The sequence below is a fragment of the Pantoea jilinensis genome, assembly GCF_019104105.1.
Classification (GTDB): domain Bacteria; phylum Pseudomonadota; class Gammaproteobacteria; order Enterobacterales; family Enterobacteriaceae; genus Pantoea; species Pantoea eucalypti.
In genome coordinates this window covers 2,926,523-2,939,417 of the sequence record NZ_CP077746.1, presented here as the reverse complement: position 1 = coordinate 2,939,417, position 12,895 = coordinate 2,926,523, and the positions used below count along the sequence as shown (strand labels likewise).

General features: G+C 56.5%; 14 protein-coding genes. 13 read left to right on the top strand and 1 reads right to left on the bottom strand.

Translation table 11 applies throughout. The annotated features are described in order from the left end of the window. Positions 1-124: 124 nt before the first annotated feature. Together seqA and pgm are read left to right on the top strand one after the other, a co-directional pair. Complete coding sequence (seqA, locus tag KTJ90_RS13855; RefSeq protein ID WP_008925010.1) at positions 125-670, top strand: replication initiation negative regulator SeqA; 546 nt, start codon at positions 125-127, stop codon at positions 668-670. 27 nt (positions 671-697) lie between these two features. Beyond that, positions 698-2,338, top strand: coding sequence for a phosphoglucomutase (gene pgm, locus KTJ90_RS13850; protein WP_499025028.1), 1,641 nt, complete (start codon positions 698-700; stop codon positions 2,336-2,338). Positions 2,339-2,608: 270 nt separating this feature from the next. Here pgm and kdpE read toward each other — a convergent pair whose 3' ends face one another. After that, positions 2,609-3,283, bottom strand: a complete 675-nt coding sequence (kdpE, locus tag KTJ90_RS13845; protein WP_003853190.1) for a two-component system response regulator KdpE — start codon at positions 3,281-3,283, stop codon at positions 2,609-2,611. A 256-nt stretch (positions 3,284-3,539) separates the two neighbouring features. Here kdpE and KTJ90_RS13840 point away from each other — a divergent pair, with 256 nt between their 5' ends. The 11 genes from KTJ90_RS13840 to nei all read left to right on the top strand — a co-directional run bounded on the left by KTJ90_RS13840 (position 3,540) and on the right by nei (position 12,768). After that, entirely contained in the window at positions 3,540-3,740 is a 201-nt protein-coding gene (locus KTJ90_RS13840) for a YbfA family protein (RefSeq protein ID WP_003853189.1), read from the top strand. 154 nt (positions 3,741-3,894) lie between these two features. Beyond that, positions 3,895-4,851, top strand: a complete 957-nt coding sequence (locus KTJ90_RS13835; protein WP_499025025.1) for a YbgA family protein — start codon at positions 3,895-3,897, stop codon at positions 4,849-4,851. 12 nt (positions 4,852-4,863) lie between these two features. Beyond that, positions 4,864-6,288, top strand: coding sequence for a deoxyribodipyrimidine photo-lyase (gene phrB / locus KTJ90_RS13830; protein ID WP_140033610.1), 1,425 nt, complete (start codon positions 4,864-4,866; stop codon positions 6,286-6,288). A gap of 18 nt (positions 6,289-6,306) precedes the next feature. Continuing rightward, on the top strand, positions 6,307-7,050 hold the full coding sequence (locus KTJ90_RS13825) for a type 2 GTP cyclohydrolase I (protein WP_003853180.1): 744 nt from the start codon (positions 6,307-6,309) through the stop codon (positions 7,048-7,050). Between the two features lie 160 nt (positions 7,051-7,210). Beyond that, positions 7,211-7,867, top strand: coding sequence for a 5-oxoprolinase subunit PxpB (pxpB, locus tag KTJ90_RS13820; RefSeq protein ID WP_008925015.1), 657 nt, complete (start codon positions 7,211-7,213; stop codon positions 7,865-7,867). Further along, positions 7,861-8,790, top strand: coding sequence for a 5-oxoprolinase subunit PxpC (gene pxpC / locus KTJ90_RS13815; protein ID WP_078804198.1), 930 nt, complete (start codon positions 7,861-7,863; stop codon positions 8,788-8,790). Before pxpB ends, pxpC begins: the two co-directional genes overlap by 7 nt. Next, positions 8,780-9,517, top strand: a complete 738-nt coding sequence (gene pxpA / locus KTJ90_RS13810) for a 5-oxoprolinase subunit PxpA (protein WP_008925017.1) — start codon at positions 8,780-8,782, stop codon at positions 9,515-9,517. Before pxpC ends, pxpA begins: the two co-directional genes overlap by 11 nt. Before the next feature lie 52 nt (positions 9,518-9,569). Further along, positions 9,570-10,298 carry a DUF969 domain-containing protein gene (locus KTJ90_RS13805; RefSeq protein WP_008925018.1) on the top strand — a complete coding sequence of 243 codons (729 nt, stop codon included), beginning with the start codon at positions 9,570-9,572 and terminating at the stop codon, positions 10,296-10,298. Further along, positions 10,298-11,314 carry a DUF979 domain-containing protein gene (locus KTJ90_RS13800; RefSeq protein WP_033762882.1) on the top strand — a complete coding sequence of 339 codons (1,017 nt, stop codon included), beginning with the start codon at positions 10,298-10,300 and terminating at the stop codon, positions 11,312-11,314. Before KTJ90_RS13805 ends, KTJ90_RS13800 begins: the two co-directional genes overlap by 1 nt. A 6-nt stretch (positions 11,315-11,320) precedes the next feature. Further along, on the top strand, positions 11,321-11,968 hold the full coding sequence (gene pcp / locus KTJ90_RS13795) for a pyroglutamyl-peptidase I (protein ID WP_008925020.1): 648 nt from the start codon (positions 11,321-11,323) through the stop codon (positions 11,966-11,968). 11 nt (positions 11,969-11,979) lie between these two features. Beyond that, positions 11,980-12,768 carry an endonuclease VIII gene (gene nei / locus KTJ90_RS13790; protein ID WP_499025020.1) on the top strand — a complete coding sequence of 263 codons (789 nt, stop codon included), beginning with the start codon at positions 11,980-11,982 and terminating at the stop codon, positions 12,766-12,768. Positions 12,769-12,895: the final 127 nt, after the last annotated feature.

The following is a 12,895-nucleotide window of genomic DNA, read 5'->3' as shown; positions in this document are numbered from 1 at the left end:
CCGCCTGAATTTAACTTTATAATCCTGATGTTAGAACCCACACACCTTTTGAATTGCCTGACTATACTCAGTGCTTTTCAGGAAACAGGTGGTTCTGTCATGAGAAAGAACCGTACGGAATAAGATGAAAACGATTGAAGTTGACGAAGAGCTCTACCGTTATATTGCCAGCCATACGCAACACATTGGTGAAAGCGCATCCGACATTCTGCGTCGTATGCTGAAATTCACGGCCGGTCAGACTGCACCTGCTTCGCCTGCTCAGCCAGCGTCAAAAGAGGCAGCGAAAGAGTCCCAGGCCTCTGTGGGTTCCCGCCCGCAGGATCGTGTTCGCGCGGTGCGTGAGCTGCTGCTTTCCGATGAATATGCGGAGCAGAAGCGGGCGGTGAATCGCTTTATGCTTATTTTGTCAACGCTCTATCGTCTTGATACCGCAGCCTTTGCTGAGGCTACTGCATCGCTGCAGGGGCGTACCCGCGTCTATTTTGCAGGCGATGAGCATACGCTGTTGCAGAATGGCACCCATACTAAGCCGAAGCATGTGCCCGGCACGCCGTACTGGGTGATCACCAACACCAATACTGGTCGTAAATGCAGCATGGTTGAACACATCATGCTCTCGATGCAGTTCCCTGCGGAACTGACCGAGAAAGTTTGCGGCACCATTTAAAAACTTAAGCGTCAGGGAGCAGCGCCAATGGCCAATCACCCACGTGCCGGGCAACCCGCCCAGCAGAGCGATTTGATTAACGTTGCACAATTAACGTCACAATATTATGTCCTGCAGCCCGATGTGGCGAACCCGGAACATGCGGTGAAATTTGGCACCTCTGGCCATCGCGGCAGTGCAGGGCGCCAGAGCTTCAACGAGATGCACATTCTGGCCATCGCTCAGGCAATTGCCGAAGAGCGTAAAAAGAACGGCATCACCGGACCTTGCTACGTCGGTAAAGATACTCATGCGCTGTCAGAACCGGCGATTCTGTCTGTTCTGGAAGTCCTGGCGGCGAACGGCGTTGATGTGATTGTTCAGCAGGATAATGGCTATACGCCAACCCCTGCGATTTCCAACGCCATTCTTGAGCACAATAAATCGGGTGGCCCGCTGGCAGATGGTATCGTCATCACACCTTCGCACAACCCACCGGAAGATGGCGGCATTAAGTACAATCCACCTAACGGTGGACCGGCGGATACCAACGTCACTAAAGTGGTGGAAGATCGCGCTAATCAGCTGATCAAAGATGGGCTGAAAGAGGTGAAACGTCTGCCACTTGAACAGGCTATGGCGAGCGGTCACGTGGTCGAGAAAGATCTGATCCAGCCTTACGTTGAAGGTCTGGCAGAGATTATCGATTTCCCGGCAATTCAGAAAGCTGGCCTGAAGCTGGGTGTTGATCCACTGGGCGGTTCAGGTATTGCTTACTGGCAGCGTATTGCTGAGCATTACAAGCTGGATCTGACGCTGGTAAACGATGCTGTCGATCAGACCTTCCGCTTTATGCATCTGGATAAAGATGGCGTCGTGCGCATGGACTGTTCGTCCGAAAGCGCAATGGCAGGCCTGCTGGCTTACCGCGACAAGTTCGATCTGGCGTTCGGCAACGATCCCGATTATGACCGTCACGGCATCGTGACCCCGGCGGGTCTGATGAATCCAAACCACTATCTGGCGGTTGCGATCAACTATCTGTTCCAGCATCGTCCACAGTGGGGCCAGGATGTTGCCGTGGGTAAAACCCTGGTGTCCAGCGCCATGATTGACCGTGTGGTCAACGACATTGGTCGCAAGCTGGTGGAAGTGCCGGTTGGTTTCAAATGGTTTGTTGATGGTCTGTATGACGGCAGCTTCGGTTTCGGCGGTGAAGAGAGCGCGGGCGCTTCATTCCTGCGTTTCGACGGCACGCCGTGGTCAACGGACAAAGATGGCATCATCATGTGTCTGCTGGCGGCTGAAATTACAGCGGTGACCGGTAAAAATCCGCAGCAGCATTATGATGAACTGGCTGCGCGTTTTGGCGCACCAAGCTACAACCGTCTGCAGGCATCCGCCACTTCAGCGCAGAAAGCTGCACTGTCGAAGCTGTCACCAGAGATGGTGAGCGCGGATACGCTGGCGGGTGATCCTATCACCGCGCGTCTGACGGCGGCACCAGGTAACGGTGCCTCAATCGGCGGTCTGAAAGTGATGACGGAGAATGGCTGGTTTGCTGCCCGTCCTTCAGGCACCGAAGATGCCTACAAAATCTACTGTGAAAGCTTCCTGGGCGCAGAACATCGCGAGCAGATTGAGAAAGAAGCCGTAGAGATTGTCAGTGAAGTGCTGAAAAACGCCTGATAAGTCAGGATGATAAAAAGGCGCATCGCGCGCCTCAGACTGAAGACAACCTCACATCCGGGTAAATCTGGCAGCAACGGACTTACTCAATGCGGCGGGAACGGGGTCAGAAGAGGAAAGCGTCCCGCGCCAGGACGGCGCGGGCCGAGCGTGTCATGGATGACGGCTTTTGCGTCTTTCCGATCTGACCCTGTTTCCTGAGCAGGCTCGGTTTCACAGCGAACCAGCTTAAACGTTGTTAACAGCTTAAGGCGCCTCTGGCGCCTTTTTTTATGGCATAAAACGGTAGCCGATCCCGGTTTCGGTCAGCAGATGGGCAGGTTGTGTCGGATTCGCTTCCAGCTTCTGGCGCAGATGGCCCATATAGATGCGCAGATAATGGCTGTGCTCCACCGCATTAGGTCCCCACACCTGGCTCAGCAGCTGTCGCTGTGTCAGCACCTTTCCTGCGTTATTCAGCAGAATACTCAACAGACGAAATTCTATTGGAGTGAGGTGAATCTCATTGCCGCCGCGCTGCACCCGCCGTGCGGCGAAATCGACACTGACGTCGGCAAAGTGAACTCTGGCATCAGGTTGCTGGCCACTATGACGACGCAGCGCAACCCGGACGCGCGCCAGCAGTTCGCCAATACCAAAAGGTTTGGTCAGATAGTCATCCGCGCCTGCATCCAGTGCGGCGATTTTATCCTGCTCATCGCTGCGCGCTGACAATACAATTACCGGGATGGCGCTCCACTGGCGCAGGTCACGGATAAAATCGGTGCCATCCCCATCTGGCAGGCCAAGATCGAGGATCACTAAATCGGGCTTACGGGTTGCCGCTTCAATCAGTCCGCGCTGCAGCGTATCGGCATCAAACACCTTAAGATCTTCATTTTCCAGCGCCAGCCGGACAAAGCGACGGATCTCTTTTTCATCTTCAACGATCAAAACCGTGGTCACGCAATACCTGCCTTGGATAGGGGCCGAACTACCATTTTATCAATATTACAGGCTGCCGTCCGTGAGCTTCACCTTCCGGGCGTTTAAACCCTCATGTAACCAGACGATAACTTATCTGTAACTTAATTACAGGCTGATTCTTAAACCGTGTAAATAGCGGCAAATAAGTGGTCAGATGAGTAGTAAAATTACACAACCTGGCGTAAAGTCAGACACAGATCACATTCAAACACTTTTGCTTACCGGGAGGAGAACCATGTATCAGGCTTATCCACGTTACAAAATTATCGCGCGTCGTACGCTGGTGGTTTTTCTCGGCGTGCTGGCGCTTCCTGTCATGCTGTTTCGACAGGACCGGGCACGTTTCTACAGTTACCTGCACCGTGTCTGGTGCAAGACCAGCGCAAAGCCGGTCTGGCTGGCGCAGTCTGAAGCCGGTGGCGGCGCGTTCTGGTAAGTCGTACTGCCACAAAACAGGCCTGGTCAATTGACCGGGCTTTTTTTTGCGTTTTTTCTGAGTATAAGCAGATCTGAACCGCGTTTTCCTCCTTTATTCCTGACCATTTTGCGCTACACTTAAACCTCTACAAGATTTCTGAGATTGTACAAGTATGAGCAAAAAAATCCCCGTTGGAATCAGTGCATGCCTGCTCGGCGACCGCGTCAGATTTGATGGTGGGCACAAGCGTCTTACTTTTGCGACCGACGATCTTACCCCGTTTGTGCGTTTTGAACCGATCTGTCCGGAAATGGCGATCGGTTTGCCAACGCCGCGCCCGGCATTACGCCTGGTAAAGCAGGGCGACGATGAGCTGCATCTCTGCTTCAGCAAAGATGGTGGAGAAGAGGTCACCACGCAGATGCGTGACTGGTCTGCCGAGCGGGTAAAATCGCTGCATCATCTCTGCGGCTATATTCTGTGCGCCAAGTCCCCCAGCTGCGGCATGGAGCGTGTGCGGGTCTATGAGCCTGACAACAATAACAACCGCAAAGTGGGCACTGGTATTTTTGCTGAATTCCTGCAGCGCGAAATGCCCTGGCTGCCGCGGGAGGAAGATGGTCGTCTGCACGATCCCGCTCTGCGTGAGAACTTTATTGGTCGTATCTGCGCGCTGCACGAGTTCAATCAGATTTGGGAAAATGGCCTGACCCGTCAGGCTTTAATCGCCTTTCACAGCCGCTACAAACTGATGATGCTGGCACATTCGCAGGAGAAGTATCGCGAACTGGGACCGTTTGTCGCCTCAATGAGCCAGTGGGAGTCGCTCGACGCCTTTGCCTTCGAGTACCGCAATCGTATGATGGAACTGATGTCACGCCCCGCCTCACGTCGCAATCACACCAATGTACTGATGCATGTGCAGGGCTACTTCCGCACCCATCTGAGCTCACCGCAGCGCCAGGAGCTGGCAACCCTGATTGACCGCTATCGTCAGGGCACACAACCCTTGCTGGTGCCGATCACCATTCTTAAGCACTACATGGCCGAATACCCGCATCCGTGGCTGGCACAGCAACGTTATTTTGATCCCTATCCCGAAGCCTTGTGCTTACGCTACGGACAGTAATTCAGGAGGAGTATGACCACCCATCTGGTCTGGTTGCGTAACGATTTACGCATCAACGACAACCTGGCGCTGCACGCCGCCTGCCGCGACAGCGATGCAAAAGTGATTGCGCTCTACCTCTCCACGCCAGAACAGTGGCAGCAGCATGACATGTCCCCAAAACAGGCGGCGTTTATTCACGCCAGTCTGCTGGAAGTCCAGAGCGCCCTGGCTGAGCGGGGCATTCCACTTCACTATCAGGCCTGTCATGCCTTCAGCGACAGTATTGATGCGCTGGCAGAATTCTGCGAAAAGCAAAAGGTCGATCAGCTTTTCTACAACTATCAGTATGAGGTCAACGAGCGCCAGCGCGATGCCCGGGCTGAAAAGCGTCTTGATGATGCGGGCGTCATTTGTCAGGGTTTTGATGACAGCCTGTTGCTGCCGCCCGGCAGCGTGCAGAGCGGCGACCGCTCGATGTATAAGGTTTTTACGCCGTTTAGCAAAGCGTTTGTCCGCCGTTTGCAACAGAGTCTGCCGGAGTGCGTGCCAGCGCCGAAACCGCGTGAAGGCTCGCCGCTGAAAGTCACCCCGATTCCTGCTTTTGACTACCCGACCGAGGCTTTTGATGAGGACTTGTTCCCGGCAGGCGAAGCAGCTGCGCTGAAGCGTTTACGTCATTTCGCCACTAAACCGGTTATCGATTATCCTGCGAAGCGTGACCTGCCGGCGCTGGATGCCACCAGCCGTCTGTCGGTTTATCTGGCGACCGGCGTGCTGTCACCCCGCCAATGCCTGCATCGTGTGTTGCATGAGCACCCCGATGCACTGGACAACAGCCGCGCATTTACCTGGCTGAACGAGCTGATCTGGCGTGAGTTCTACCGCCATCTGCTGGTTGCCTACCCGGCGCTGTGTCGGCATCAGCCGTTTATCGACTGGACGCGTAACGTTGAATGGCAGCGTAACGACGCACACTTTGACGCCTGGAAAGCGGGTAGAACGGGTTACCCGATTGTCGATGCGGCGATGCGTCAGATGAAGGCGCTGGGCTGGATGCACAACCGCTTAAGAATGATCACAGCCAGTTTCCTGGTCAAAGATCTGCTGATCGACTGGCGTGAAGGCGAACGCTATTTTATGCAGCAACTGATCGATGGCGATCTGGCCGCGAACAACGGCGGCTGGCAGTGGGCAGCATCGACGGGCACTGACGCGGCTCCCTATTTTCGCATCTTTAATCCGACGACACAGGGCGAGCGCTTCGACGAGAAGGGGGATTTTATCCGCCACTATCTGCCGGAACTGGCCGACGTCCCTGACAGCGACATTCACCAGCCCCACGTCTGGGCGGAGAAGCATCACAAGAAACTCGATTATCCGGCACCGATCGTGGATCATAAGGCCGCCCGTAAAAAGACATTAGATGCCTTTGAGCGCGCCAAAAGCGCTGCCTGAGGCCTCGAAGGAGCCTGAATGAACCATTACGAATTAGAGACGCTGATCAATCAGCACCTCGACAGCCACAGCTTCAGTGACTACGCCCCCAACGGTTTACAGGTTGAGGGACGCAGCGAGGTCAAAACGATTATCACCGGCGTGACGGCCTGTCAGGCACTGCTGGACGAGGCGGTGGCACGTCAGGCCGATGCGATTATTGTCCATCATGGCTATTTCTGGAAAAGTGAACCGGCCGCGATTAAAGGTATGAAGCGTCGTCGTCTGCGCACTCTGCTGGCTAATGATATTAATCTCTATGGCTGGCACCTGCCGCTCGACGCGCATCCTGAACTGGGCAACAACGCCCAGCTGGCAAACTTGCTGGATATTGAAATAAAGGGTGAAGTGATGCCGCTGGTGTTCTGGGGTGAGCTGGCTGAGCCGATCTCCGGTGAGCAGCTGGCACGTCGAATCGGTGACCGACTGGGACGTGAACCGCTGCATTGCGGCGACAACGCGCCCGCGCTGATTCGTCGTATCGCCTGGTGCAGCGGGGGTGGCCAGGGCTTCATCGACCAGGCCGCTGCCGCAGGCGTCGATGCTTATATCACCGGAGAAGTCTCTGAACAGACCATTCACAGCGCACGTGAGCAGGGGCTGCACTTCTTTGCTGCAGGCCATCACGCTACCGAGCGCGGCGGCGTAAAAGCGCTGGGCGAGTGGCTGGCGCAGCACCACGAGCTTGATGTGACTTTCATTGATATTCCCAATCCTGCCTGATCCCCTTCCCAGGTCCTGTGCGCCTGCGCAGGACCTAAATCTATTGACACTTTCCTGTCACTTTCGCATAACTATTTGCTTTATGTAGATAAGCCATCGGCTGATTCGGGCATCCGGCACGGTCAGCCGGTCGCGATCTCAACTGAGCGGGAGGTAGCTGTTGCAACGAGCACGGTGTTATTTATTGGGTGAACGCGCTGTCGTGCTGGAGCTGGAACCCCCGGTCTCACTGGAGAGTCAGCAACGTATCTGGGGACTTAACCAGCGATTGCAGTCCTCTGCGAGCGTGCTGGAGGTCATTCCCGGCATGAACAACATCACCTTGATTTTGCGTGATCCCCAGCAGAGTGCGCTGGATGCGATTGAGCGACTTCAGCGATGGTGGGAAGAGAGTGAAGCGCAATTACCTGAGTCGCGTCTGGTAGAGATCCCGGTGATCTACGGCGGTGAGGCCGGTCCCGACCTGACGGCGGTGGCTGAACATGCCGCGCTGACGCCTCACCAGGTGGTTGAGCTGCACAGCAGCAGCGAATACGTCGTGTTTTTTATTGGCTTTCAGCCGGGTTTCCCCTATCTGGGCGGACTGGATCCGCGCCTGCACATTCCGCGTCGTAGTGAGCCCAGGGTGGCCGTGCCCGCGGGATCCGTGGGTATCGGTGGCAGCCAGACCGGCGTCTACCCTCTGGCGTCGCCCGGCGGCTGGCAGTTGATCGGCCAGACACGCACCGCGCTGTTTGATCCGCTGCAGCAACCGCCCACGCTGCTCCGTCCGGGTGACAAAGTGCGCTTTGTGCCGCAACAGGAGGGCGTATGTTAAACATTCTGCGGGCCGGGCTGGCGGCCACTATTCAGGATGCGGGTCGATACGGCTGGCGTCAGTTCGGTATCAGCCCCGGCGGTGTGCTGGATTATCCCGCCATGTTCACCGCCAACGTACTGGTAGGCAATGCGCCCGACAGCGCGGTGCTGGAGATGGTGCTCGGCCAGTTCAAAGCAGAGTTTACCCGCGACGGCTGGTTTGCACTGACGGGTGCAGGCTGTCATGCGGAGCTGGACGGCCAGCCGGTCTGGACGGGTTGGCGCACGCCAGTGAAACGCGGACAGGTCCTGTCGCTGGCGATGCCGCAGCGTGGTATGCGCAGCTATCTGGCGGTGCAGGGTGGTTTTGACATCCCCGCGGTGCTTGGCTCTGCCAGTACCGACCTGAAAGCAAAATTTGGCGGATTTCATGGGCGCGCCTTGCAGGATGGCGATCAGGTCCCGCTGGGGAAACCGACGCGTCAGTTCGACCGCAAAGTCGGGGTACGACAACTGCTGTGGGGCAACCGCATTCGCGCCTTGCCTGGTCCGGAGTATCACGAATTCAGTCCCGAAGCGCAGCAGGCGTTCTGGCGCACCGCATGGAAACTCAGCCCGCAAAGTAACCGGATGGGATACCGGCTGGAAGGACGTGAGCTTAAACGTGAGCGCCCGCGCGAGCTGCTGTCACACGGCGTGATGCCAGGTGTGATTCAGGTGCCGCCGAACGGACAGCCCATCGTATTGATGGCGGATGCCCAGACTACCGGTGGTTATCCGCGCATCGCTTCTGTTATCGAAGCCGATCTTTATCACCTGGCGCAAATCCGTCTGGGTGAGCCGATTCACTTTATTCACTGCACCCTGCCGGAAGCGATGCTGGCCCGTCAGCATCAGCAACGCGCTCTGGACCAGATGAAATGGGGACTCAATGAAAATTGATTTAAACGCCGACCTGGGTGAGGGCTGCGCCAGCGATGAAGCGCTGCTGCAACTGGTGAGCTCTGCCAACATCGCCTGTGGCTTTCACGCCGGTGATGCACAGACCATGCTGCAGTCGGTGCGCTGGGCAAAGGCATCCGGCGTCGCCATCGGGGCGCATCCCGCCTTTCCCGATCGGGAGAACTTTGGCCGCAGCGCCATGCAGCTGCCGCCGGAAACGGTCTATGCCCAGATGATCTATCAGATTGGTGCGCTGAAAAGTCTGGCAGAAAGTGAGGGCGCGCGCCTGGTGCATGTTAAGCCACACGGCATGCTCTATAACCAGGCCGCGTCAGACCCGGTGCTGGCTGATGCCATTGCCCGCGCCATCAGGGCGGTGGACAGCCAGCTGATTGTGGTCGGGCTGGCGAATAGCGAATCGATCCGTGCTGCGGCGCATTACGGTTTACACACGCGGGAAGAGGTGTTTGCTGACCGTGGCTATCTCAGCAGCGGTGCGCTGGTGCCGCGCAACCAGCCGGGCGCGCTGATTGAGAATGAACAGCAGGCTATCGATCAGACACTGACAATGGTACGGCAGGGCAAAGTGAAAAGTATCACCGGAGAATGGGTGGCGGTGAACGCGCAGACTGTCTGCTTACATGGCGACGGCGAGCATGCCCTGCAGTTTGCACAGCGGTTACGTGATGCGTTTGCCGACCAGCAGATTCGTGTCACCAGCGCCTGAATAATCACACTTAGCCCGGCTTATGCCGGGTTTTTTAACTCGGGGAAAATCCATGGAAACTGCAGTGAATCTCTGGCCACTACTGGGCATTGCCGCGATCATCGTCGGCTTCGTATTACGTTTTAATCCGGTGCTGGTGGTGATTGTCGCCGGATTTGTCACCGGTCTGGCTGCGATGATGCCCCTGGCGGACATTCTGGAAAAACTCGGCGCAGGGTTTCTTAACACCCGGAACCTGCCGCTGATTCTGCTGCTGCCACTGGCGGTCATTGGCCTGCTGGAACGTCACGGGCTAAAAGAAAGGGCGCAGGCGTGGATTGCTCAGATTAAAACCGCCACCGCCGGACGGCTGCTGATCGTCTACCTGTTTGTGCGTGAAATTACTGCGGCGCTGGGGTTAACCAGTCTTGGCGGACATCCGCAGATGGTGCGTCCGTTACTGGCACCGATGGCGGAGGGCGCCACAGAAAATCGCTATGGCGAGATCTCGCCTGAACTGCGCCATAAGCTGCGCGCCATGTCAGCGGCGACCGATAACGTCGGCCTGTTCTTTGGTGAAGATATCTTCGTGGCATTTGGCGCGATTATCTTTATGCACAACTTTATGCAGGCGTCGGCCGGGATTCAGACTGAGCCGCTGCACATCGCCTTATGGGGCATTCCAACTGCCGTTGCTGCGTTCCTGATCCATTCAGCGCGTCTGGTTCGTCTGGATCGTCAGCTGGCACGTGAGCTGCAGCAGCTCAACAGCCAGGCGCTGAAAGCCAAAGGAGGTCAGTAATGTTCCAGCAACAATATCTGATGTGGCTGGCGGGCATTATCCTGCTGGTGGTGGCTATCCTCTCATGGCGTGACCGCGCTAATCCGCGTCGCTTTACCACCGGACTCTTCTGGGCCTTATATGGCCTGGTTTTTCTGGTCGGTGACTGGACGACGGCGCTGATGAGCAGCCTGATGGGCTCGGACGCGGCGGGCACCCGAATGCTGCACATCACCATCGGTGTCATTGTGGTGATCATGGCGCTGATTGCGGGTTTAGGGGGTGTCCGGCTGGGTCGTTATCATCAGCGCACTAATGAAGAGAAACAGGCAAGCGCACAGCGTCTGCGGAATAAGCTGTTTCTGCCTGCACTGGCGATTCCGGTTGTGACCGTGGTCGGTGTGCTGGCGTTCAACAATATTCCGGGGTTGCAGGATGCGGTGTTCGGTCCCGGTAATCACGCCACGCTGGTGACATTGTTTTCAATGATGGCCGGCTGTGTGATTGGCTGGCTGGTGGCGTTAAAACTGACCCATGAAAAACCGGTACAGTCGATGCAGGAGACCCGTCGCCTGCTGGATTCAATTGGCTGGGCGTTTATCCTGCCGCAGATTCTCGCCACCCTGGGACTGCTGTTTACCGCCGCGGGCGTAGGCAGTGCTATTTCGCATCTGACTGAAACCTGGCTGGCGGTGGATAACCGCTTTATCGCCGTCACCGTCTATGCCGTCGGGATGGCACTGTTAACCATGGTCATGGGTAACGCGTTTGCGGCATTTCCGATTATTACTGCAGGCGTTGGCATTCCGATTCTGGTGCTGCAGCACGGCGGAAATCCGGCGGTAATGGCGGCGATTGGTATGTTCTCCGGTTACTGCGGCACGCTGATGACGCCGATGGCGGCCAACTTCAATATTGTTCCGGCGGCGCTGCTGGAGCTGCCCGATCGTAACGCGGTCATTAAGGCTCAGATTCCAACCGGTGTGCTACTGTTAATCGTTAACATTTTCCTGCTCTATTTCCTGATGTTTCTGTGAGGCTGCATGAAAACTGTCCTGATGACCGCTTTTGAACCCTTTGGCGGTGAAACGATTAATCCCTCGTGGGAAGCGGTGCGCGCGCTGGAAGGCAAAAAGATTGGCGGAGCGACGATCGTCATCCGACAGCTGCCGGTGGTATTCAGTGAGGTACTTAATGTGCTGAATCAGGCACTGGAAGAGGTTAAACCGGACGCGGTAGTGTCAGTCGGGCAGGCGGGCGGTCGCAGCGACATTACCGTGGAACGTATCGGTATCAATGTCGATGACGCCCGCATCCCGGACAACGCCGGCCAGCAGCCTGTAGACGAACCGATTGTGGCAGGCGGCCCGGCAGCCTATTTTTCCCGTCTGCCCATCAAAGCGATTGTGGCGGCAGTGCGCGACGCGGGGATCCCCGCGTCGGTCTCACAGACCGCCGGGACCTTTACCTGCAATCGGGTGATGTATGGCCTGCTTCACTGGCTTGAGCAGCAAGGGAGTCCGGCGCGGGGTGGCTTTATTCATATTCCTTACCTGCCTGAACAGGCCGCGCAACATCCTGGTGCGCCGAGCATGGCGGTCGCGACCATTATTCAGGCGCTGGAGATTGCGGTGAAGGTGACGCTGGAGACCGGCGAAGATATTAAACAGGCTGGCGGCGCCACCCATTAAGAGGAAGAACGATGCCAGAAGGACCGGAAATTCGCCGCGTGGCGGATAAGCTTGAAGCCGCCATTGTGGGTGAGCCCTTAACGGAAGCGTGGTTTGCGTTTCCTCAGCTCAAGACCTATGAACCTTCACTGATTGGTGAGCAGGTGCAGGCGATTGAGACGCGGGGAAAAGCGCTGCTGACACATTTCAGCAATGGACTGACGCTTTACAGTCATAACCAGCTTTATGGTGTCTGGCGTATTGTAAAACCCGATACCGAACTCAATACCACGCGTCAGTTGCGGGTGCGGCTGGCTACAAAGGGCAAAGCGATTCTGCTTTATAGCGCCTCAGATATTGAACTGCTCAACGCTGATACGCTGGCGGCGCATCCGTTTCTGACCCGCATCGGACCGGATGTGCTGAACAGCGCGCTGACGGTTGATGAGGTGCGAGAGCGGCTGCTGTCACCCCGTTTCCGGCGGCGTCAGTTCAGTGGTCTGCTGCTGGATCAGGCTTTTCTGGCCGGGCTGGGAAACTACCTGCGTGCCGAGATTCTCTGGCTGGCGCAGTTGCTGCCAAATCATCGGGCGCAGGATCTCAGTGACGATCAGCTGACTGCTTTCAGCGAGGCGCTGCTGTCAGTGCCGCGTCATGCTTATCGGATGCGTGGAACCATGAAGAAATATCATGAGGAAGCGGCGTTTCAGTTTGAGGTGTTTCATCGGCAGGGCAAGCAATGCCGGCGCTGTGGCACGGTGATTGAGAAGGGCACGCTGTCATCACGGCCGTTTTACTGGTGTCCGGGGTGTCAGAGATAGACAGTAAAGTCAAAAGGGTAAAATGCTCTTACGGCTGACAGAGCCAGGCCCGTGTGAATCTTATAGCAATAAAATAGCTTAACGCGCAGGGAGCATGGTCAGAGGAGGAAAGCGTCCCGCGCCAGGG

What these genes read in the sequence shown, in the direction of transcription:
- seqA (WP_008925010.1), top strand. Translation starts at nt 125, where the DNA reads ATGAAAACGATTGAAGTTGACGAAGAGCTCTACCGTTATATTGCCAGC.
- pgm (WP_499025028.1), top strand. Translation starts at nt 698, where the DNA reads ATGGCCAATCACCCACGTGCCGGGCAACCCGCCCAGCAGAGCGATTTG.
- KTJ90_RS13840 (WP_003853189.1), top strand. Translation starts at nt 3,540, where the DNA reads ATGTATCAGGCTTATCCACGTTACAAAATTATCGCGCGTCGTACGCTG.
- KTJ90_RS13835 (WP_499025025.1), top strand. Translation starts at nt 3,895, where the DNA reads ATGAGCAAAAAAATCCCCGTTGGAATCAGTGCATGCCTGCTCGGCGAC.
- phrB (WP_140033610.1), top strand. Translation starts at nt 4,864, where the DNA reads ATGACCACCCATCTGGTCTGGTTGCGTAACGATTTACGCATCAACGAC.
- KTJ90_RS13825 (WP_003853180.1), top strand. Translation starts at nt 6,307, where the DNA reads ATGAACCATTACGAATTAGAGACGCTGATCAATCAGCACCTCGACAGC.
- pxpC (WP_078804198.1), top strand. Translation starts at nt 7,861, where the DNA reads ATGTTAAACATTCTGCGGGCCGGGCTGGCGGCCACTATTCAGGATGCG.
- pxpA (WP_008925017.1), top strand. Translation starts at nt 8,780, where the DNA reads ATGAAAATTGATTTAAACGCCGACCTGGGTGAGGGCTGCGCCAGCGAT.
- KTJ90_RS13805 (WP_008925018.1), top strand. Translation starts at nt 9,570, where the DNA reads ATGGAAACTGCAGTGAATCTCTGGCCACTACTGGGCATTGCCGCGATC.
- KTJ90_RS13800 (WP_033762882.1), top strand. Translation starts at nt 10,298, where the DNA reads ATGTTCCAGCAACAATATCTGATGTGGCTGGCGGGCATTATCCTGCTG.
- pcp (WP_008925020.1), top strand. Translation starts at nt 11,321, where the DNA reads ATGAAAACTGTCCTGATGACCGCTTTTGAACCCTTTGGCGGTGAAACG.
- nei (WP_499025020.1), top strand. Translation starts at nt 11,980, where the DNA reads ATGCCAGAAGGACCGGAAATTCGCCGCGTGGCGGATAAGCTTGAAGCC.